At 55.9% G+C, this 19367-nt stretch carries 19 protein-coding genes and 2 pseudogenes; 8 read left to right on the forward strand and 13 right to left on the reverse strand.

Translation table 11 applies throughout. The annotated features are described in order from the left end of the window. Window positions 1–69: 69 nt before the first annotated feature. From thrC to ffh, 9 genes are all read right to left on the reverse strand, one after another. The gene (gene thrC / locus QN378_RS08300) at window positions 70–1494 is read right to left on the reverse strand and encodes a threonine synthase (RefSeq protein ID WP_322201563.1); all 1425 of its coding nucleotides are present in this window, start codon (window positions 1492–1494) and stop codon (window positions 70–72) included. A gap of 133 nt (window positions 1495–1627) precedes the next feature. Continuing rightward, window positions 1628–2932, reverse strand: coding sequence for a homoserine dehydrogenase (locus tag QN378_RS08305; protein ID WP_322201561.1), 1305 nt, complete (start codon window positions 2930–2932; stop codon window positions 1628–1630). Between the two features lie 134 nt (window positions 2933–3066). Further along, window positions 3067–3807 (reverse strand): bifunctional protein-disulfide isomerase/oxidoreductase DsbC, encoded by a 741-nt coding sequence (gene dsbC / locus QN378_RS08310; protein ID WP_322201559.1) that lies wholly within the window; start codon window positions 3805–3807, stop codon window positions 3067–3069. A gap of 161 nt (window positions 3808–3968) precedes the next feature. Next, a complete protein-coding gene (xerD, locus tag QN378_RS08315) occupies window positions 3969–4865 on the reverse strand; it encodes a site-specific tyrosine recombinase XerD (RefSeq protein WP_322201557.1) in 897 nt (298 codons plus the stop codon). 148 nt (window positions 4866–5013) lie between these two features. Further along, window positions 5014–5364 (reverse strand): 50S ribosomal protein L19, encoded by a 351-nt coding sequence (gene rplS, locus QN378_RS08320; protein ID WP_296248607.1) that lies wholly within the window; start codon window positions 5362–5364, stop codon window positions 5014–5016. 43 nt (window positions 5365–5407) lie between these two features. Further along, complete coding sequence (gene trmD, locus QN378_RS08325) at window positions 5408–6160, reverse strand: tRNA (guanosine(37)-N1)-methyltransferase TrmD (RefSeq protein WP_322201554.1); 753 nt, start codon at window positions 6158–6160, stop codon at window positions 5408–5410. A 5-nt stretch (window positions 6161–6165) separates the two neighbouring features. After that, on the reverse strand, window positions 6166–6702 hold the full coding sequence (gene rimM / locus QN378_RS08330; protein WP_322201552.1) for a ribosome maturation factor RimM: 537 nt from the start codon (window positions 6700–6702) through the stop codon (window positions 6166–6168). Window positions 6703–6707: 5 nt separating this feature from the next. Next, on the reverse strand, window positions 6708–6959 hold the full coding sequence (rpsP, locus tag QN378_RS08335) for a 30S ribosomal protein S16 (RefSeq protein WP_297846527.1): 252 nt from the start codon (window positions 6957–6959) through the stop codon (window positions 6708–6710). Window positions 6960–7185: 226 nt separating this feature from the next. After that, the gene (ffh, locus tag QN378_RS08340) at window positions 7186–8562 is read right to left on the reverse strand and encodes a signal recognition particle protein (RefSeq protein ID WP_322201550.1); all 1377 of its coding nucleotides are present in this window, start codon (window positions 8560–8562) and stop codon (window positions 7186–7188) included. Window positions 8563–8808: 246 nt separating this feature from the next. On the opposite strand from ffh, the gene QN378_RS08345 reads away from it, so the two are divergent. The 3 genes from QN378_RS08345 to QN378_RS08355 all read left to right on the forward strand — a co-directional run bounded on the left by QN378_RS08345 (window position 8809) and on the right by QN378_RS08355 (window position 12294). Beyond that, a complete protein-coding gene (locus tag QN378_RS08345; protein ID WP_323548978.1) occupies window positions 8809–9621 on the forward strand; it encodes a cytochrome C assembly family protein in 813 nt (270 codons plus the stop codon). Window positions 9622–9634: 13 nt separating this feature from the next. Then, on the forward strand, window positions 9635–10882 hold the full coding sequence (locus QN378_RS08350) for an HlyC/CorC family transporter (protein ID WP_323548980.1): 1248 nt from the start codon (window positions 9635–9637) through the stop codon (window positions 10880–10882). A 92-nt stretch (window positions 10883–10974) separates the two neighbouring features. Next, a complete protein-coding gene (locus QN378_RS08355; RefSeq protein ID WP_323548982.1) occupies window positions 10975–12294 on the forward strand; it encodes an MFS transporter in 1320 nt (439 codons plus the stop codon). A gap of 64 nt (window positions 12295–12358) precedes the next feature. Here QN378_RS08355 and purT read toward each other — a convergent pair whose 3' ends face one another. The 4 genes from purT to QN378_RS08375 all read right to left on the reverse strand — a co-directional run bounded on the left by purT (window position 12359) and on the right by QN378_RS08375 (window position 15050). Continuing rightward, a complete protein-coding gene (purT, locus tag QN378_RS08360) occupies window positions 12359–13540 on the reverse strand; it encodes a formate-dependent phosphoribosylglycinamide formyltransferase (protein ID WP_322201542.1) in 1182 nt (393 codons plus the stop codon). 128 nt (window positions 13541–13668) lie between these two features. Further along, window positions 13669–13881: a DUF1289 domain-containing protein gene (locus QN378_RS08365; RefSeq protein ID WP_322201540.1), complete on the reverse strand. Its 213-nt coding sequence runs from the start codon at window positions 13879–13881 to the stop codon at window positions 13669–13671. Further along, complete coding sequence (locus tag QN378_RS08370) at window positions 13881–14405, reverse strand: gamma carbonic anhydrase family protein (protein WP_322201538.1); 525 nt, start codon at window positions 14403–14405, stop codon at window positions 13881–13883. The genes QN378_RS08365 and QN378_RS08370 overlap by 1 nt, the downstream gene beginning before the upstream one ends. Before the next feature lie 39 nt (window positions 14406–14444). Next, window positions 14445–15050, reverse strand: a complete 606-nt coding sequence (locus QN378_RS08375) for a CoA pyrophosphatase (protein WP_322201536.1) — start codon at window positions 15048–15050, stop codon at window positions 14445–14447. Between the two features lie 169 nt (window positions 15051–15219). On the opposite strand from QN378_RS08375, the gene QN378_RS08380 reads away from it, so the two are divergent. The 5 genes and pseudogenes from QN378_RS08380 (at window position 15220) to QN378_RS08400 (ending at window position 19359) form a co-directional block, all read left to right on the forward strand. Beyond that, entirely contained in the window at window positions 15220–15771 is a 552-nt protein-coding gene (locus QN378_RS08380; RefSeq protein WP_322201534.1) for an NUDIX hydrolase, read from the forward strand. A gap of 202 nt (window positions 15772–15973) precedes the next feature. Further along, window positions 15974–16390: pseudogene (locus tag QN378_RS08385) on the forward strand (L,D-transpeptidase family protein); the annotation flags it as partial. Window positions 16391–16482: 92 nt separating this feature from the next. Next, window positions 16483–17213: pseudogene (locus QN378_RS08390) on the forward strand (GntR family transcriptional regulator). A gap of 36 nt (window positions 17214–17249) precedes the next feature. Then, window positions 17250–18356: an N-acetylglucosamine-6-phosphate deacetylase gene (gene nagA / locus QN378_RS08395; protein ID WP_323548983.1), complete on the forward strand. Its 1107-nt coding sequence runs from the start codon at window positions 17250–17252 to the stop codon at window positions 18354–18356. Further along, on the forward strand, window positions 18337–19359 hold the full coding sequence (locus tag QN378_RS08400; protein WP_322201528.1) for an SIS domain-containing protein: 1023 nt from the start codon (window positions 18337–18339) through the stop codon (window positions 19357–19359). The genes nagA and QN378_RS08400 overlap by 20 nt, the downstream gene beginning before the upstream one ends. Window positions 19360–19367: the final 8 nt, after the last annotated feature.

The raw sequence follows: 19367 nt of genomic DNA on the forward strand, positions 1-19367 counted from the left end.
CGAGTGTGGCACGCGGAAATAAAAAAGCCCGCCAAACGGCAGGCCTTATGTTGTTACACGACGATACCGTTAAAGAGGTGCTCCGCGATTACCGTGCTGAGCAACGAAGTCATGTACGGCTTTCAAGTCATTTGGCAGTACGGTGTACTTTTCTTCACGAACAAAAAGATCAGATAGATGTGCAGGTAGCTCGAGCGCTTTTCCTACACCAGCTTTATCGACCGCTTCCGGGAATTTGACCGGGTGCGCGGTCCCCAGAATGACCATCGGGGTGTCCAGGCTTCGGCGACAATCGCGAGCGGCTTTGACACCGATCGCCGTGTGCGGATCGAGCACTTCGCCTGTGTTTGCAAACACCTCGGCGATGGTTTCGCAGGTCTCTTCATCGCTGACTGCCAGCGAATCGAACAGTTTGCGGGTTTCGGTCCAGCGCTCTGCATCGACGCTAAAGGCGCCACTTTGCTTGAACGTATCCATCAAGCCCGCAATAGATGCGCCGTTACGTCCATGCATATCGAACAACAAGCGTTCAAAGTTCGACGAAACCATGATGTCCATGGACGGCGACAACGTCGCGTGCAAGGTTTCCTTGGTGTACTGATTGCCGCTCATAAAGCGGTGAAGAATGTCATTGCGGTTGGTAGCCACGATCAGTTGGCTGATCGGCAAGCCCATGTTACGCGCAAGATAACCCGCGAAAATGTCGCCAAAGTTACCTGTTGGGACTGAGAACGCCACTGACCGCGCCGGGCCACCAAGTTGCAAGGCTGCGTGAAAGTAGTAGACGATCTGGGCCATGATCCGCGCCCAGTTGATCGAGTTGACCGCCACCAGGCGCGTCCCCTTCAGGAAGCCCTGATCGGCAAAGCTGGCCTTGACCATTTCCTGGCAGTCATCGAAGTTACCTTCGATGGCGATGTTGTGAATGTTCTCGCCCGCAATGGTGGTCATCTGCCGACGCTGAACTTCAGACACCCGTTTGTTCGGGTGCAGGATGAAAATGTCGACGTTGTCGCAACGACGGCAGCCTTCGATAGCAGCAGAGCCGGTATCGCCGGAGGTCGCGCCGAGAATCACCACCCGTTCGCCACGCTTGGCTAGCACGTAGTCGAGCAAACGCCCGAGCAGTTGCAGGGCGAAGTCCTTGAACGCCAGGGTCGGACCATGGAACAGTTCAAGCACCCACTCGTTGCCGTTCAGCGGGCGCAGAGGCGCAATACCGCCGTGGGCAAACACGCCGTTTTCTCCCGACGAATAGGTTTCTTCAAGAATTTTTTTGAAATCGGCATCTGGAATGCTGCCGCTGACAAAGGGCCGCATCACCCGAAAAGCCAGCTCGTGATACGCCAGGCCCGCCCAAGAGGCGATTTCTTCCTGGGTAAAGCGCGGCAGGTTTTCCGGCACATACAGGCCGCCATCGCTGGCAAGGCCAGTAAGCAGCACGTCTTCGAAATTCAGCGCGGGCGCTTGGCCGCGGGTACTGATGTAGCGCATGGGGGCAACCTTCGGTTTGAGCTGCAAGCTACAAGCTACAAGCTACAAGTTAAAGCAGCTTGGCTTCTACTTGCAGCTTGCGGCGTGAAACTTGCCGCGATGTTGATTTGCTTTTGTTGTAGCTTGCTGCTGCCTAGTTCAAATGCTCCACGCGGATACGAACCACCGGTCCAACCACGTCGTGCAACGCTTCCAGTGCCTTAATGGCATCGTTCATGCGTTGCTCCAGCACACTGTGAGTCAACAGAATCATCGGCACCAGGCCGTCGTGTTCTTCGACTTCTTTCTGCATGATCGACTCGATGTTAATTCCGCGCTCCGACAGAATACTCGCCACTTGCGCCAGGACGCCGGGGTGATCCTTGGCCTGAATACGCAAGTAATAAGCGCTTTCACAGGCTTCGATCGGCAGAATCGGATGCGCGGACAGCGAGTCTGGCTGGAAAGCCAGGTGCGGCACGCGGTTTTCAGGGTCGCAGGTCATGGCACGAACCACGTCGACCAGATCAGCAATCACTGATGATGCGGTGGGTTCCATACCGGCGCCGGCGCCATAGAACAAGGTCGAGCCTGCCGCATCACCATTGACCATCACTGCGTTCATCACACCATTGACGTTAGCAATCAGACGGTCAGCAGGGATCAGGGTCGGGTGCACCCGCAACTCGATACCTGCGGCGGTGCTGCGTGCCACGCCCAGGTGTTTGATGCGGTAACCCAGCGCTTCGGCGTAGTTCACGTCCGCAGTGGTCAGCTTGGTAATGCCCTCGGTGTAAGCCTTGTCGAACTGCAACGGAATACCGAAAGCAATGGACGCAAGAATAGTCAGCTTATGCGCAGCGTCAATACCTTCAACGTCAAAGGTCGGATCAGCTTCGGCGTAGCCCAATGCCTGAGCTTCCGCCAGCACATCAGGAAAGGTGCGACCCTTCTCACGCATTTCGGTGAGAATAAAATTACCCGTGCCGTTGATGATCCCGGCCACCCAGTTGATACGGTTAGCTGCAAGGCCTTCGCGAATCGCCTTGATCACGGGAATGCCGCCAGCCACTGCGGCTTCGAACGCTACGATTACGCCCTTTTCGCGAGCTTTGGCAAAAATCTCGTTACCGTGCACGGCGATCAGGGCTTTATTGGCAGTTACAACGTGCTTGCCATTTTCAATGGCTTTGAGCACCAGTTCGCGGGCAACGGTATAACCCCCGATCAGTTCGATAACAATATCGATTTCGGGGTTGGTGGCCACGGCAAAAACATCAGCGGTCGTAGGGATACCGGTTACCTGGCAATTAGGATTTGGCCGACGCAGGCCAATTTGCGCAACTTCAATGCCACGCCCGGCACGACGAGCAATTTCCTCAGCGTTACGTTGAAGCACGTTAAAGGTGCCGCCACCGACAGTACCAAGCCCACAGATGCCTACTTTGACCGGTTTCACTATGAACTCCCCATAAAACGGCCGACGCAAGGCCGGCCGCGAAAACCGCCACCTGCTGCGAGGTGGCTCTATTAATGAAGCGGCTAATGATTCGCACGCTCTTGACCGTCAGAGGTTATCCCTGCATGTCAGGATTATTTTGCGCTCAACGCCAATTTGGCCACTTGCGGTGCTGGTTGATAACCGGGAATGACTTGGCCGTCTGCCAGCACGATGGCCGGAGTACCATTCACCCCAATAGACTGGCCCATGGCGTATTGCTTGGAAACAGGATTAGCGCATTTCACCGAGTCTATGTTTTTGCCCTCAACCATACGGTTCATGGCGCTTTTCTTGTCCTTGGAACACCAAACCGCTTGCAGCTGCTCGTCGCCTGGTGAACCTAACCCCTGACGCGGGAAGGCCAGATAGCGAACTTCGATGCCCAAGCGGTTCAGCTCCGGCACTTCGGCATGCAGTTTGTGGCAGTAAGGGCAGGTGGTGTCAGTGAATACGGTGATATGCGACTTGGTTTCACCGATGGCGGGGTAGACGACCATCTCAGCTGTAGGAATACCATTGATTGTTTTTGAAATAGCCAGACGCTCGGCTTTCTCGGTCAGGTTGACCGGCTTACCGTCCTGCATCTGAAACAAATAACCTTGCATCACGAACTGGCCGTCAGCGCTGGCATACAGCACGCGGCCGCCCTGGAGTTTCACTTCGTACAAATCATTCAGCGGGCTGGCCGCAATACTATCGATCGGCACATCGAGCTTCAGTGTGTCGAGGGTTTTACGGATGGCTTTATCGGCGGCATCATCAGCCAAGGCAAACATACTAAATGAACTGGCCAACACAATAGCTGCAGCGGCGAAAATCTGGGGCACGCGCATGGGGACTCCTCGGGCGATGGTCTATGGGGAGCTAATAACGGCGATCGCGGAGGACCGAAGGCGTTTTAGTGATGCCCAATTTGCTAACCGGCAAAGCCTATCACATAAGGGCTGTGAGGCCGACTTCGGCTGATGTGGGACCGACCGAGGAAAGCGGGTGTTTATCCTCGCGGATGATGCTTGGCGTGCATTTCTTGCAACCGAGCGCGCGCCACATGGGTGTAGATTTGCGTGGTGGATAAATCGCTGTGTCCCAATAACATCTGGACCACGCGCAGGTCGGCGCCGTGGTTGAGCAAATGAGTCGCAAACGCGTGACGTAGGGTGTGCGGTGACAACGAATTACTGATGCCAGCGACCATAGCGTGTTGCTTGATCCGATGCCAAAACGTTTGCCGGGTCATTTGCTCACCGCGCAGACTGGGGAATAAAACGTCGCTAGGGCGCCCGTTCAATAACTCTGAACGGGCATCACGCAGGTAGCGCTCAATCCAGATGATTGCCTCCTCCCCCATCGGCACCAGGCGCTCCTTACTGCCTTTGCCCATCACACGCACAACACCTTGACGCAGATTAACTTGCTCAAGGGTCAAGCCAATCAACTCAGTGACACGTAGCCCGCAGGCATAGAGTACCTCGAGCATGGCCCGGTCGCGTTGACCGATGGCTTCGCTCTGGTCCGGTGCGGCCAGTAACGCTTCAACGTCAGCTTCGGACATTGATTTTGGTAACGGACGACCCAACTGGGGCATGTCGATGCGTAACGTTGGATCGATCTGAATCATCTTTTCGCGCAACAGGTACCGATAGAAACCGCGAACCCCTGAAAGAAAGCGAGCTGTTGAACGCGGCTTGTAGGCTTTCTCCAAGCGCCATGCCAAGTGATCCAGGATAAGTTCACGACCGGCCTGATCGAGCTCGATACCGTGCTCCTGAAGCCAGCCATTGAACAAAGCCAGGTCGCTGCGATACGCATCGCGGGTGTTATCCGACAGGCCTTTTTCCAACCACAAGGTGTCTAGAAAACGGTCGATCAAAGGGTGGTCGATGGCGGGCATGGGGGTGACGGATTCTGCGAAAAATAATAGCGGGAGTTTTTCACAAATGAGAGCGTAGAGCGATCTCTCTGTATGTCTGTAGAGACTTTTATTCGGTCAACAAAAAAGCAGCCCTTAGGCTGCTTTTTTACATCGGGAAAAACTGAAATCAGGACAGTTTTTCTTTGATGCGAGCTGCTTTACCGGACAGGTCACGCAGGTAGTACAACTTGGCTTTGCGAACGTCACCGCGACGTTTCACAGCCATACTGTCGATTTGCGGGCTGTAGGTCTGGAAAGTACGCTCAACGCCAACACCGTTGGAGATTTTACGAACAGTGAAAGCACTGTTTACACCACGGTTACGCTTGGCAATTACTACGCCTTCGAACGCTTGCAGACGCGAACGGTCGCCTTCCTTCACTTTCACCTGAACGACAACAGTGTCGCCCGGGGCAAAGGGAGGGATCTCTTTAGTCATCTGCTCAGCTTCGAGTTGCAGAATGATTTTGTTAGTCATGCTGTGCTCCTAAGGCAGATCATCAAGATCTACCATCGATACGTTAACTATCGTCCCGCTCGCGAATATATTCCGCCAGCAGCTTTTTCTCTTCTCCAGAAAGCGAGCGGCTTTCCAGAAGATCGGGTCGTCGTTCATAGGTCCGCCCAAGGGACTGCTGTAAACGCCAACGCCGGATATGTGCGTGATTGCCACTTAGCAACACGTCGGGAACACGCTGATCCGCATACACCTCCGGTCGGGTGTAGTGCGGGCAATCCAGCAGACCATCTGTGAAGGAATCTTCCTCCGCAGAGTCCGCATGCCCTAAAGCTCCAGGCAGCAGCCGCGTAACCGCATCTATCAGGACCATCGCCGGCAGCTCGCCACCGGAAAGTACATAGTCGCCAATCGACCACTCTTCATCGACATGAGCTTCAATAAAACGCTCGTCAATGCCTTCATAACGACCTGCGATGAGGATAAAAGCCTCCCCTTGCGCCAGTTCGCGTACCGCCGACTGAGTCAGCTGACGGCCTTGTGGCGACAGGTAAATAACCTTCGCCGCGTCCCCTGCTGCATGCCTGGCCTGAACCAGAGCATCTTCCAGAGGCTTGATCTTCATCACCATGCCCGGACCACCGCCAAAAGGGCGATCATCAACAGTGTGGTGACGATCAGTGGTGTAGTCCCGCGGATTCCAACAAGTCAGCTGTAGCAGCCCTTGTTTCACCGCACGGCTGGTAATGCCGTAGTCGCTGATGGCGGAAAACATCTCGGGGAACAAACTGATCACTTCTACGCGTAGGCTAGCCATGTCGCTTAGAAGTCCGCATCCCAATCCACCCTCATCTCGCCAGCACCAAGGTCGACTGCCAACACGCATTGCTCTGTATAGGGCAACAAGCGTTCGCGATCATCCAGGCTGCCTGCACAAGGCTTGACCACTATTACATCGTTCGAGCCGGTTTCCAGCAGATGATCAATCTTCCCGAGCAATTGCCCGAGGTGGTCGATGACCTGGAGACCTTCAAGCTGGTACCAGTAGTACTCGCCGTCGGTCAGATCAGGGAACAGGTTACGCGGAACGCAGATTTCAAAACCGGCCAGAAGACGAGCTTCTTCACGGTCATCGAGACCTTTGATCTTTGCGACCAGGAACTTGTTTTGCAAGCGTCCACTGACCAGCTCTACCTGTCGTACTTCACCGTCGCGCCGAAGCGTGAGGTGTTTGTAATCCAGGAGGTTACCAATTGGATCAGTAAAGGAAAAAACCTTCACTTCGCCGCGAACGCCGTGAATCGAGTAGATCTTGCCGATAACGATCAAATCATCTGCAATGGTTGGCGTCGCGTTCATATTGCTCAGGCCGCAGCCTTAGCATTGTCCTTCAACAACTGAGCAACGCGCTCAGAAGGTTGTGCACCAACGCTCAGCCAGTAGGCAACGCGTTCGTTATTCACAGACAGGCGGATTTCTTGACCACGAGCAACCGGGTTAAAGAAACCAACTTGTTCTTTGTGTGAACCGTCGCGCGGGTTGCGGCTGTCGGTCACGGTCAAATGGTAAAACGGGCGCTTTTTGGAGCCGCCGAGGGCAAGACGGATGGTAAGCATATAAGCATCGTTCCTGTAGTCGTGCTGCAAATCTAAGATGCACAACGGGCATAGGTGCCCGAAAGGCCGCATATTCTAAGGAATATCCGCACTTTTGCAAATGTCTTTTTCAGGCGCCTACCGGCATGCCATCGAGATCTGCTATGGAGCCGCTGTAAACAGCGGCATTTCAATCCCGCCAAAAGCAGGATTACTGGAGGCGAACCTCCATATGAGGGCACTGCAATTACATTTTCGGGCCAGTGCGGCCGGGCATCATTGAGCCCATTCCGCGCATCATTTTTGCCATGCCGCCTTTCGCAGAGAATTTTTTCATCATTTTCTGCATTTGCTTGTGCTGCTTGATCAGACGCCCGATGTCCTGCACCTGAGTACCTGAACCCAGGGAGATCCGGCGCTTGCGCGAGCCGCTGATCAGGTCAGGGTCTCGGCGCTCGGCAGGCGTCATCGAATTGATGATGGCTTCCATCTGCTTGAACTGCTTCTCGGCCGCGCCTTGAGCGTTACCCATTTGGGCCACGTTCATGCCGCCGATGCTTGGCAGCTTGTCCATAAGGCCACCTAAGCCGCCCATGTTTTTCATCTGTTGCAGTTGATCGCGGAAGTCTTCGAGGTCGAAGCCCTTACCTTTCTTCAGTTTTTGCGCGAGCTTGTCGGCTTTCTCTTTGTCCAGACCTTGCTCGGCTTGCTCAATCAGACTGAGCACATCGCCCATACCGAGAATGCGTGACGCAATACGGTCCGGGTGGAACGGTTCGAGCGCGTCGCTCTTCTCGCCCACACCGATGAACTTGATCGGTTTGCCCGTGATTGCCCGAACCGACAGCGCAGCACCACCGCGTGCATCACCGTCGACCTTGGTCAGAATCACACCGGTCAATGGCAGCGCATCGCCAAAGGCCTTGGCGGTATTGGCGGCATCCTGACCGGTCATGGCGTCAACCACGAACAGGGTTTCGGCCGGCTTCACTGCCGCGTGCAACGCCTGGATCTCGCCCATCATCTCGACATCGATGTGCAAGCGGCCGGCGGTATCGACGATAACGACGTCGATGAATTTGAGCGTGGCTTCTTTAATCGCCGCCAGTGCGATATCCACTGGCTTCTGGCTGATATCGGACGCGAAGAAGGTAACGCCGACTTCGTTGGCCAGGGTTTCCAACTGCTTGATGGCAGCAGGACGATAGACGTCGACCGACACCACCATGACGCTTTTCTTTCTGCGTTCTTTTAGAAAACGCGCCAACTTAGCGGCGGTGGTGGTTTTACCCGCACCCTGCAAACCCGCCATTAGCACGACAGCCGGTGGCGTAACGTTGAGTGCCAGATCTTCGTTGGCCGCGCCCATCAATGCTTCAAGTTCGGCCTGAACGATCTTCACGAACGCCTGACCCGGTGTCAGGCTGCGCGACACTTCGGTGCCGACGGCGCGGTCTCTGACCTTGTTGACGAAGTCTTTGACCACCGGCAAGGCGACGTCGGCTTCGAGCAACGCCATACGCACTTCGCGCAACGTATCCTTGATATTGTCTTCGTTCAGCTTGGCCTTGCCAGTGACATGGCGCAGCGTCAGCGACAGACGTTCGGTAAGATTTTCAAACATGTGCGATCCTTTCAGGTTCCTGGTGAACCCACGGTTGGTGCGGCCCGGCTCGTGGTAGCCCTGCGCCTGAACAGAGGCTAAAACGGCTACTGAAAATAGCCTGCGACGAGCCTGCGACTTGAGCAGGTGGCGGATTATAGCGAAGACTCTGCTGGACGGACACCATGGAGTCTGCTTCTGTAGTCTTTCGTCAAATGTCGGTTCTATGCGAAACTCAGCGCCTTTCGGGCTTGCCTACCAGGATTTATGCTCCCCTTGCCACCCAGTCTGCTAACTAGCCTCGCCGCCGCCTTCCTTTACGCCGCTGCGACCCTTTACCAAGCGCTTCGTTTGAAGCAAGGCGCCAAGGCCGATAAACGGCTGCTTTGCTTGCTCGGCAGCTTTGCGGTGATTGCCCATGCGGTTGCTCTCTATTCCCAATTGATTCGACCGATCGGCTTGGGGCTGGATTTTTTCAGCGCCGCCAGCATGATCGCTATCGCCATCATTGTTGTGACGATGATCGCCTGTGCACGAATTCCGGTGGAAAACCTGCTGGTGCTGGTGTTCCCGTTAGGTCTAATGACGACGCTTCTGAGCCAGTTCGCCCCCAGCGGCACGGTACAGATCATCAACGAAGAGCCCGGTATTCTGAGCCATATCGTGCTGTCGATTCTGGCCTATGGCATGTTCACCATTGCGGTTTTACAAGCCTTGTTGTTGCTGATGCAGGATCATCGCCTCAAGCACAAACATCCGTCGGGCCTGATCAAAAACTTCCCTCCACTACAAACCATGGAAAGCCTGTTGTTCGGCTTCTTGTGGGCGGGATGGATCTTGCTTTCCCTGTCGCTGATCTCGGGTTGGTTGTTTGTCGAAAACCTGTTTGCTCAACATCTGGTACATAAAACGCTGCTCGCTTGTTTGGCCTGGCTGGTGTTCAGCGTGCTGTTGTGGGGGCGCAATCGTCTCGGCTGGCGCGGTCACAAAGCTATCCGTTTGACCCTAGGCGGTTTCTGCCTGCTGATGCTGGCGTTTTTCGGCAGCAAGCTGGTACGCGAATTTATTCTGCACATCTGACGGGCGCTTGATCATGGATAACTTGCCCATCGGCCCAATGCTCGGCGTATTGGTATTGCTACTGTTGTGGTCCGGCCTGATAACCGCCGTAGAAGCCGCTTACCTCAATATGAAGGCGTTACGCCCCAGCAGTCGAAGCAGCGACGCCGCCAAACCGAAACTGGCGTTCAAGCTCGCCAGCTTGATTCTGAGCAACTCCCTCATCAAAGTGCTGATCACGATCATCAGTACCTTGCTGACTCTGAACTCCTGGTACTTCAACGGCCCAACGCTGGCATGGATTCTGGTCAGCAGCGGGCTACTGATCTTTGCCGAGTTCATACCTCGCAAGCTGGCCGCACGTTATCCCGATGCCATCCTGATGCTGGGCAACAGCATCCTTCGCCTGCCAATGAAGCTTCTTTACCCACTGGCCTGGCTGTTTTCGGCGATTGCCGACGCACTGTTGCGCCCCTTCGGTGTCACCGACAAACCGAATATCCGTCAAGCGGACGACGATGAAATTCCCCTTGCGGTCATGCTTCACGACGGCGCGCAGGAGCATCAACCACGCTCACATATGATCTCGGGGATTCGTGCGCTCGACAGCATTACCGTCAACGATATTCTGGTGCCGCGCAGCGAAGTTGATGGGATTAATCTGGATGACACCATCGAGCGAATCATCGAACAGTTGATCATTTCCCGTCATACGCGGCTGCCGGTGTATCACAATGACATCAATCAGGTTGAGGGCGTACTCAATACCCGTCAGATCAGCCACCTGCTGCCGACCGCCAAACTCACCAAAGACGACCTCAAAGCGGCGTGCTACGAACCCTACTTCGTGCCGGAAAGCACCCCACTGCAACTGCAACTGCTCAATTTCCACAAACAACAGCGTCGGCTTGGCGTAGTGGTAGACGAATACGGCGAGGTTCAGGGTATCGTCAGCCTGGAAGATATTCTCGAAGAGATCGTCGGCGAGTTTGAAAACGAACAGGACCTGGATAACCCCCATATCCATCCGCAAGCCGATGGGCGCCTGGTCATTGAAGGCGCCGCCTCGATTCGTGAACTGAATAAAATTCTGGGCTGGCATTTGCCGTCCGACGGTCCCAAGACCCTCAACGGTCTGGTGACCGAAGCGTTGGAAACTATTCCGGAAAGTTCGGTTTGCCTGAAAATAGGGCCGTACCGACTGGAAATTCTCGAGACCGAAGACAATCGTGTCACCCGAGTGATGATATGGCACAACGGTATGACTCGCGCCGTGGTCTAGCCCTTCGCGCTTCTGCCTGGCGCTGTACTAAAATGCCCCACCCAGCAAGCAAGCAGCCATAAAACAATAATAATTTCATCGGGGACACCTGCATGACTAGCTCTACAACCTTCAATGACGACACCTGCGCCACCAAACCAACCAACTCCACCGGCCGCGTCGCCATCGCCAGCTTCATTGGCACCGCCATCGAGTTCTACGACTTCTATGTATATGCCACCGCCGCCGCGCTGGTAATCGGCCCGGTATTTTTCCCGCAGACGTCAAGTTCAGCGCAAATGCTGGCGGCGTTTTTGACCTTTGGCATCGCCTTTCTGGCACGGCCACTGGGCGCGGCGCTCTTCGGCCACTTCGGTGACCGCATCGGGCGCAAATCGACCCTGGTTGCTTCGCTAATGCTGATGGGTGTCTGCACGACCCTGATCGGCGTGTTACCGGGCTATGCCACCATCGGTTTCTGGGCGCCGACGCTATTATGCGTGTTGCGTTTCGGCCAAGGGCTTGGGCTCGGCGGTGAATGGGGCGGCGCAGCCTTGCTCGCCACGGAGAACGCCCCCAAAGACAAGCGCGCCTGGTTTGGCATGTTTCCACAGTTGGGCCCCTCGATTGGCTTTCTGGTAGCCAACGGGCTGTTCCTGGCACTGGCCATGACCCTCACCGACGAACAGTTCCGTTCATGGGGCTGGCGCATTCCGTTTCTGCTCAGTGCGTTGCTAGTAATGGTGGGTCTATACGTGCGGTTGAAGCTTGAAGAAACACCCATCTTTGCCAATGCCATTGCTCGCCATGAGCAGGTCAGATTACCGATTGCTGAACTATTCACCCACTACTGGCGGCCAATGCTGCTGGGCGCGGCGTCGATGGTGGTGTGCTATGCGCTGTTCTACATCTCCACGGTATTTTCCTTGAGCTATGGCGTAGCCTCTCTCGGCTACAGCCGCGAGACGTTTCTGGCCCTGCTGTGTTTCGCCGTTCTGTTCATGGCCGCTGCCACACCCTTATCTGCTTGGGCAAGTGATCGCTTCGGGCGCAAACCAGTGTTGATTGTTGGCGGCGTACTGGCGGTGCTTTCCGGGTTCACCATGGAACCGCTGCTGACCCACGGCACTACGGGCGGCGTCGCGCTGTTCTTGTGCATCGAGTTGTTTTTGATGGGTGTAACGTTCGCGCCAATGGGGGCGCTGCTGCCCGAACTGTTTCCGACTCGCGTGCGCTATACCGGCGCATCGGCAGCCTACAACCTGGGCGGCATCGTCGGCGCATCCGTGGCACCGTTTTTTGCGCAAAAGCTGGTAGCAATGGGTGGTTTGAGCTGGGTCGGAGGGTATGTGTCGGCGGCGGCGCTAATTAGTTTGATCGCTGTGCTTTGCCTGAAAGAAACCCGGGAACGGGAGCTGGATACGATTGCCTGATAGAGCCAGTCAAGCCGTTCCCGAAATCACCGGGAATGGCTTGACTGGCTCCCGGCTTATCTCATTACAACTGAACCTTAACCGCTCTCGAAGCGCGCATGGCTTTTGCCCGCGCCAACTCAATGGATTCGTCACGGGCCAGGGCAACGCCCATCCGGCGCTGGCCGTTGACCTCAGGTTTGCCGAACAAGCGCAAGGCGGTGTCAGGCTCGCTGAGTGCCTCGCCCAAGTTGGCAAAACTGGTTTGAGTAGATTTGCCTTCGACCAGAATCACCGCCGAAGCCGATGGCCCAAACTGGCGGATCAATGGAATTGGCAGACCCAGGATCGCCCGCGCATGCAATGCGAACTGCGACAGGTCTTGGGAAATAAGGGTCACCAGACCCGTGTCATGCGGACGCGGTGACACTTCGCTGAACCACACTTGATCGCCCTTGATGAACAGCTCGACGCCAAACACACCGCGACCACCCAAGGCCTCGGTCACGGCGAGGGCAACCCGTTCCGATTCCGCCAATGCTGCAGGGCTCATGGCCTGTGGCTGCCAGGATTCCTGATAATCGCCCTTCTCTTGACGATGACCGACTGGCGCACAGAATGTCGTGCCACCGATGTGACGCACAGTCAGCAGGGTAATTTCGTACTCGAAATCGATAAAGCCTTCGATGATCACCCGACCTTTGCCAGCGCGACCGCCTTCTTGCGCGTAGTCCCAGGCTTTTTGTACGTCGTCGATGCTTTTCAGCAGGCTTTGGCCTTTACCCGACGAACTCATGACCGGCTTGACCACGCACGGGAACCCTAGGTCTTCGACAGCTTGGCTGTAGTCCTCGAACGTGTCGGCGAAGTGATAGGGCGAAGTCGGCAAGTCCAGTTCTTCAGCCGCCAGGCGACGAATGCCTTCGCGGTTCATGGTCAACAGCGCGGCGCGAGCAGTTGGAATGACGGTGAAGCCTTCAGACTCAAGTTCAACCAGAGTCGCGGTGGCGATCGCTTCGATTTCCGGCACGATGTAGTGCGGTTTTTCGGCTTCGATCACCGCACGCAAAGCCGCACCATCGAGCATGTTAATGACGTGGCTACGGTGTGCAACCTGCATGGCGGGCGCGTTGGCATAACGGTCTACGGCAATCACTTCAACGCCCAGACGTTGAAGCTCGATGACCACTTCCTTGCCCAACTCTCCGCAACCACAGAGCATTACACGGGTTGCAGTAGGCGACAGCGGCGTTCCGATTTGAGTCATTTCAGGTCCTCGTGGAGCAGGTCGTCGAGTTTGCCCACGGTGGCGCACGACTCGGATGAGAAGAAAGTCGCGCAATTTACCACGAAGCGGCAGGCAGAGGCTCAAGCCCGGACAAGCGAGCCGCCGAATCAGGACGCCGGCTTTACACCCACGTGCCAAAGCACGCCGTTGGCCCGCGCCCGCTCATGACATAACCCCAGCACCACACGACGCTCGGCATTGTCCATACGGTTCCAGCCGGTGATTTCTTCAACGGTGCGCTGACAGCCCAGGCATACATCCGCGTCATCCAGGCAACAGATGCTGACGCAAGGCGACGCAACGCGACCTTCAGGGTTCATCAATCGTCCTGCGGCGCTAGATCACGGGCATAGCGCTGGGCGTTATGGACGTAATGTGCGGCACTGGCTTCAAGCATTTTTTTCTGCACATCGGTGAGTTCGCGCATGACTTTGCCAGGGGAACCCATCACCAGCGAGCCGTCAGGAATAACCTTCCCCTCGCCGATCAACGAATTGGCGCCGATCAAACAATGCTTGCCTATCTGCGCACCATTGAGAATCACCGAGTTAATGCCAATCAGGCTGTAATCACCAATCGTACAGCCGTGCAGCATCACGTTGTGGCCAATGGTTACGCCTTTGCCGATGTTCAACGGCGACCCCATGTCGGTGTGCATTACCGTGCCGTCCTGCACGTTACTGTTTTCGCCGATGTGAATCAGTTCGTTGTCGCCGCGCAACACGGCGCCGAACCAGACGCTGGCGCCCGCCTCAAGTTTGACTTTGCCAATCAGTGTGGCAGTGGGTGCGACCCAGCTCTTAGGATCGGTTTCTACACGGGAATCGCCCAAGCGGAATTTCATCTTGTTTGTCCTCAAGGCTCTTTGGCCGTGGGTGGAGCGCTAGCTATCGAAAGTAATAAAACGGTCTGGTGGTGTGTGCAGGCTGATGTTGCTGTCGTACAACACATTGACCAACTCGACGATCATAATTGCGGTCAATCCCCATATCTTGAATTCCCCATAACGGTACGACGGTACATACCAGCTGCGCCCTTGGTAGTCGATGCGATGGGTGTGTTCGCGGGTGTCTTGACGAAAGAACTCCAGTGGCACGCTGAACACGGCGGCGATCTCGCCATCATTGGGGCAGTATTCGACAAAGTCGGGAATCAACCCCACGTAGGGCGTGACCAAAATGCCGTGCTTGGAAATCAGCGGGCTAAGTGGACCGATGATCTCGACCAGTCCCGGTGGCAAACCGATTTCCTCTTCGGCTTCGCGCAGCGCGGTGAACACCAGGTCCGGATCACCGGGATCACGACGACCTCCAGGAAACGCCACCTCTCCGCCATGGGTCGACAGACCGCTGGCGCGCAGGGTCAATATCAACTCCGGTTGTTCGCTGCGAGTGATGGGCAATAAGACCGCGGCCTCGGGAAAGCCTCGGCCCGCCTCAAGCGTGTTAGGTGTGTGACTGCTTACGCGGCGAAGTAGCTCGTCCAGCATGGGAATCTCGGTTCTGTTGCTTGTTTGGCATCATGCACCAAAGCGGCGAAGTGCCCAAGCCCTTGTAAGACAGTTCATCACGACGCCCTTCTCCTTCAATTGCACCAGCGACTTGCCGACCTTGATGCGTCAAGCCAAGATAGCCACTGCTTTCAGGAATCCAGCCCGTATGAAATTCTGCAGCCACTGCGGTAAACCGGTCGTCCAGCGCATCCCCGACGGGGACAGTCGCCTGCGTTTCGTTTGCGAAACATGCCAGACTGTTCATTACCAAAATCCAAATATCGTCGCCGGGGCCGTAGCGGTTTGGGGGACACAGGTGCTTTTATGTCGTCGCGCCATTGAGCCGCGCCTCGGGTTCTGGACTTTGCCAGCCGGCTTCATGGAGAACGGCGAGACCCTTGAAGAGGCTGCTCGCCGCGAAACCGTCGAAGAAGCCTGCGCGACGTTGAGCAACATGACGCTGTACATGCTGGTCGACGTGCCCCATATCAGCCAGGTTCACGTGTTTTATCGCGCTGATCTGGTCAATATGGACTTTGCAGCCGGTGTCGAGAGCCTTGAAGTCAGGCTCTTCGAAGAGGCCGAAATTCCATGGTCAGAGCTGGCTTTCATGACGGTGAGGCGTACTTTAGAATGTTTTTACGCCGACCGGATCGAGCAGGTTTATCCAGTACGATCGGAAGCCATTTTGGCCTCGCATCCGACGAAAAAAACCTGATTCCACGGTGCTGCCCGCCAAGGCAGCCCTTACTTTACCCAGGGATACCGTTTCAATGCGTTGGTTGCTCACCGTTTTCTGCTTGTGCTTCGCGTCGCTTTCGCAGGCTGAATTTATTAAAAGCATTGTCCCAAAGGGTAGCGAGCAAGCGTTTTTGGGGCAAAAGGTCATCGACACTCAAGACATCTCAGACCGCCCGGTCGACAAAATACTGGTCCTCAAATCCGCGCATCAGCTGCAATTGATCAGTCACGGCGAAGCACTGAAAACCTATCGCGTTTCACTGGGCAAATTCCCTAAAGGACAAAAGCTGCGCGAAGGCGACCGACACACGCCCGAAGGGTTTTACTGGCTGGACTGGCGCAAAGTCAGCGACGCCTACAACTTATCGATGCACATCTCTTATCCCAACATCAACGACTCGGCTCGCGCCCGACGCGAAGGGGTTAGTCCGGGCAGCATGATCATGATTCACGGCACCCCGGTTGATGAGAACTACCCGGAATGGTACTTCCAGACACTGGATTGGACAGATGGCTGTATTGCCATGAATAACATCGACATGCGAGAAGTCTGGAGCTTGGTAAAAGACGGCACCATGATTGAAATTCGTCCCTGACTATCGGGCGTATCCCGCTTACTCCGCCAAGTGGTCTTTTATTGGTATTGACGTGGTATTAGCTTGGCGTCATATCGACTTTGGACTGCGACATGAACCCGATCTCTGCCTTACGGCCAGACGACACCCAGGCAACTCCCCTCTACTTACAGCTTGCTCGTAATATCGAAGCCGCCATTCATGCTGGCCAATGGAAAGCCGAGCAGGCCCTGCCGTCTGAACGCAGCTTGAGCGAGCTGCTTGGTATCTCTCGCGTTACTGCACGCAAAGCACTGGAAATTCTCTTTGATCAAGGTTTGATCCGACGCCATCAAGGCTCCGGCACGTTCATCACGCCGCGCTTGGAACAACCGTTGTCACGGCTTCCAGCTTCAGCGAAATGCTCCAAATGAAAGGGTTTACGCCTGGGTCGCAATGGATCAAGCGCGAAATAGCCCTGCCAACACACGATGAATTGATTCGATTGAGCCTATCGCCCATCGACAACGTCGCGCGCCTCAAGCGTTTACGAACAGCCGACGGAATCGTCATGGCCATCGAAATGACGGCCCTACCCGCTAAATTGTTACCCGACCCCCACGCTGTAGGTGATTCGCTTTATGCGCACCTGGACAGCATTGGCCGCCCTGTCGTACGCGCCCTGCAACACATTCGCGCTATCAATGCCTCGGCTGAGTTCGCCACGCTGGTCGGCATCGAAACCGGCACTGCCATGCTGTTGATGACGCGCATCGGTTACCTCGAAGACAACACACCCATCGAGCTAACAGACACCTACTGCCGTGACGACTATTACGATTTCGTCGCCGAACTTCGTCGCTGAATGACTTTTTTTCAAAGTAAACTGCCGGGGCTACTGATGTCCGAACACAACATTCTCACGCCACAGGGCTGGATTCTCGGCCATCTGGAACATCAAGACGGGCGCGTGAGCGCTATCCGGGGTCAACATTGCGAGCCGCAAACCAACAATAAACCATACCTGCTGCCCGGCTTTATCGATCTGCATATTCACGGGGGTGGCGGTCAAGACATCATGCAAGGCCGCGAGGCTTTCGACACCATTGCCCGTACCCACCTGCGCTTCGGCACCACGTCATTATTAGCCACAACCATGACCGCTCCTCCTGAAGAAGTCAGCGAGGTGTTGAGTGCGCTGGGTAGCTATTGCGAGCAACGACAACCCGGCACCGCGCGGGTGTTGGGTGTACATCTGGAGGGGCCATTCATCAACCCCAGCAAGCTAGGCGCACAACCCAATTTCGCCCACACCGCGTTGCTGTCCGAAATAGAGCATTACCTAAGCCTGGCGCCAATCCGAGTGATCACCATTGCCCCGGAAATTGCCGGGCATCTACAACTGATCCGCGAGCTGAGCCAACGCGGCATAAGGCTGCAACTGGGTCACACGTTGGGCAGCTACGAAGAAGGTGTTGCCGCCCTCGATGCGGGAGCATCCAGCTTCACTCACCTGTACAACGCGATGAGCGCACTGCACCACCGCGAACCAGGAATTGTTGGCGCTGCGCTGGCCCACGCGAATTACGCCGAATTGATTCCTGACCTGTTGCACGTCCACCCCGGCGCCATGCGCGTCGCCCTGCGGGCCATCCCGCGGCTCTATTGCGTCACCGATTCCACTGCGGCGGCAGGCATGCCCGATGGCGAATACAAACTCGGCAGCCACACGGTCACTAAATGCCTGGGTGGCGTTCGTTTAGAAGACGGCACTCTGGCCGGAAGCACCCTGACCATGGACCAAGCCCTGCGCAACTTGGTGAAAATCGGCGTGTCATTGCCTGAAGCATCACAACGTTTGTCACAATTTCCCGCAGATTATTTGGGTTTGGAAGAGCGTGGGCGCTTGCAAACTGGGAGCTGGGCTGATTGCGTCGTACTGGATCGTTCACTGAATGTGCAAGCCGTCATGGTCGAAGGAGAAGCCATTGAACTCAAAAATGCTTGAAGAAGCCCTATCGTCCAGCGACGCGGTCGAGCGCCAATTACACAAGATGGACCCGTCCCTGATACGAGTCGCTAAACGCCTGCGCGGCGCGGCGCCGAATGTGATCATGACCGTCGCCCGTGGCAGTTCAGACCATGCCGCGAGCTACTTCGCCTACCTGACCATGCAACTGACCGGTGTACCGGTGGCCTCGTTACCGATGTCAGTGGTGACGTTGCAGCATTCGCCAATGCACGTTCTTGGGCAGACGGTTTTCGCTTTCTCTCAATCAGGTCAAAGCCCCGACCTTGTAGACAGTTTGCGCACATTGCGGGAGCGCGGAGCCTTGAGCATTGCTTTGGTCAATGCCGAACAATCACCGCTGGAAGCTGCCAGCGAATATGTGTTGCCGCTCTGCGCCGGGGCCGAACGCAGCGTCGCGGCAACCAAGAGCTTCATCGCTACGTTAAGTGCCAGCGCCCGTTTGATTGGTCATTGGCAACAGGACGACGCGCTATTAGCAGCCGGCTTAATCCTGCCGGAAAACTTGCGTAACGCCGCTCAACAGGACTGGAGCGCAGCCGTCGACGTGCTGCGTGACTGCCAGCAGCTATTGGTGATCGGCCGTGGCGCCGGGTTTGCCATCGCTCAAGAAGCAGCGCTTAAATTCAAGGAAACGTCATCGATTCAAGCCGAAGCGTTCAGCAGTGCTGAGGTGCGCCACGGTCCCATGGCATTGGTTGGCGAAGACTACCCACTCCTTATTTTCGCCCCACGTGGTGCTGAGCAGACAGGCCTGCTGAGCTTTGCCGCAGACATGCGCAAACAAGGAGCTCGCGTGCTGTTGGCCGCACCGGACGACATCGAGCAACGTGACTTGACCCTAAGCCGTGCGGCCCATCCCGCCCTGGATCCGATACTTGCCATACAAAGCTTCTACGTCATGGCCGCTCATTTGGCCAAGGCCCGCGGCATGGACCCTGATCAACCCCGGCACTTGAGCAAAGTTACCCTCACTCACTGAATGAGAAT

It is taken from the genome of Pseudomonas sp. 10S5 (assembly GCF_035019745.1).
Taxonomy (GTDB): Bacteria; Pseudomonadota; Gammaproteobacteria; order Pseudomonadales; family Pseudomonadaceae; genus Aquipseudomonas.

What these genes read in the sequence shown, in the direction of transcription:
- thrC (WP_322201563.1), bottom strand. Translation starts at nt 1,494, where the DNA reads ATGCGCTACATCAGTACCCGCGGCCAAGCGCCCGCGCTGAATTTCGAA.
- dsbC (WP_322201559.1), bottom strand. Translation starts at nt 3,807, where the DNA reads ATGCGCGTGCCCCAGATTTTCGCCGCTGCAGCTATTGTGTTGGCCAGT.
- xerD (WP_322201557.1), bottom strand. Translation starts at nt 4,865, where the DNA reads ATGCCCGCCATCGACCACCCTTTGATCGACCGTTTTCTAGACACCTTG.
- rplS (WP_296248607.1), bottom strand. Translation starts at nt 5,364, where the DNA reads ATGACTAACAAAATCATTCTGCAACTCGAAGCTGAGCAGATGACTAAA.
- trmD (WP_322201554.1), bottom strand. Translation starts at nt 6,160, where the DNA reads ATGGCTAGCCTACGCGTAGAAGTGATCAGTTTGTTCCCCGAGATGTTT.
- rimM (WP_322201552.1), bottom strand. Translation starts at nt 6,702, where the DNA reads ATGAACGCGACGCCAACCATTGCAGATGATTTGATCGTTATCGGCAAG.
- rpsP (WP_297846527.1), bottom strand. Translation starts at nt 6,959, where the DNA reads ATGCTTACCATCCGTCTTGCCCTCGGCGGCTCCAAAAAGCGCCCGTTT.
- ffh (WP_322201550.1), bottom strand. Translation starts at nt 8,562, where the DNA reads ATGTTTGAAAATCTTACCGAACGTCTGTCGCTGACGCTGCGCCATGTC.
- QN378_RS08345 (WP_323548978.1), top strand. Translation starts at nt 8,809, where the DNA reads ATGCTCCCCTTGCCACCCAGTCTGCTAACTAGCCTCGCCGCCGCCTTC.
- QN378_RS08350 (WP_323548980.1), top strand. Translation starts at nt 9,635, where the DNA reads ATGGATAACTTGCCCATCGGCCCAATGCTCGGCGTATTGGTATTGCTA.
- QN378_RS08355 (WP_323548982.1), top strand. Translation starts at nt 10,975, where the DNA reads ATGACTAGCTCTACAACCTTCAATGACGACACCTGCGCCACCAAACCA.
- purT (WP_322201542.1), bottom strand. Translation starts at nt 13,540, where the DNA reads ATGACTCAAATCGGAACGCCGCTGTCGCCTACTGCAACCCGTGTAATG.
- QN378_RS08365 (WP_322201540.1), bottom strand. Translation starts at nt 13,881, where the DNA reads ATGAACCCTGAAGGTCGCGTTGCGTCGCCTTGCGTCAGCATCTGTTGC.
- QN378_RS08370 (WP_322201538.1), bottom strand. Translation starts at nt 14,405, where the DNA reads ATGAAATTCCGCTTGGGCGATTCCCGTGTAGAAACCGATCCTAAGAGC.
- QN378_RS08375 (WP_322201536.1), bottom strand. Translation starts at nt 15,050, where the DNA reads ATGCTGGACGAGCTACTTCGCCGCGTAAGCAGTCACACACCTAACACG.
- QN378_RS08380 (WP_322201534.1), top strand. Translation starts at nt 15,220, where the DNA reads ATGAAATTCTGCAGCCACTGCGGTAAACCGGTCGTCCAGCGCATCCCC.
- nagA (WP_323548983.1), top strand. Translation starts at nt 17,250, where the DNA reads ATGTCCGAACACAACATTCTCACGCCACAGGGCTGGATTCTCGGCCAT.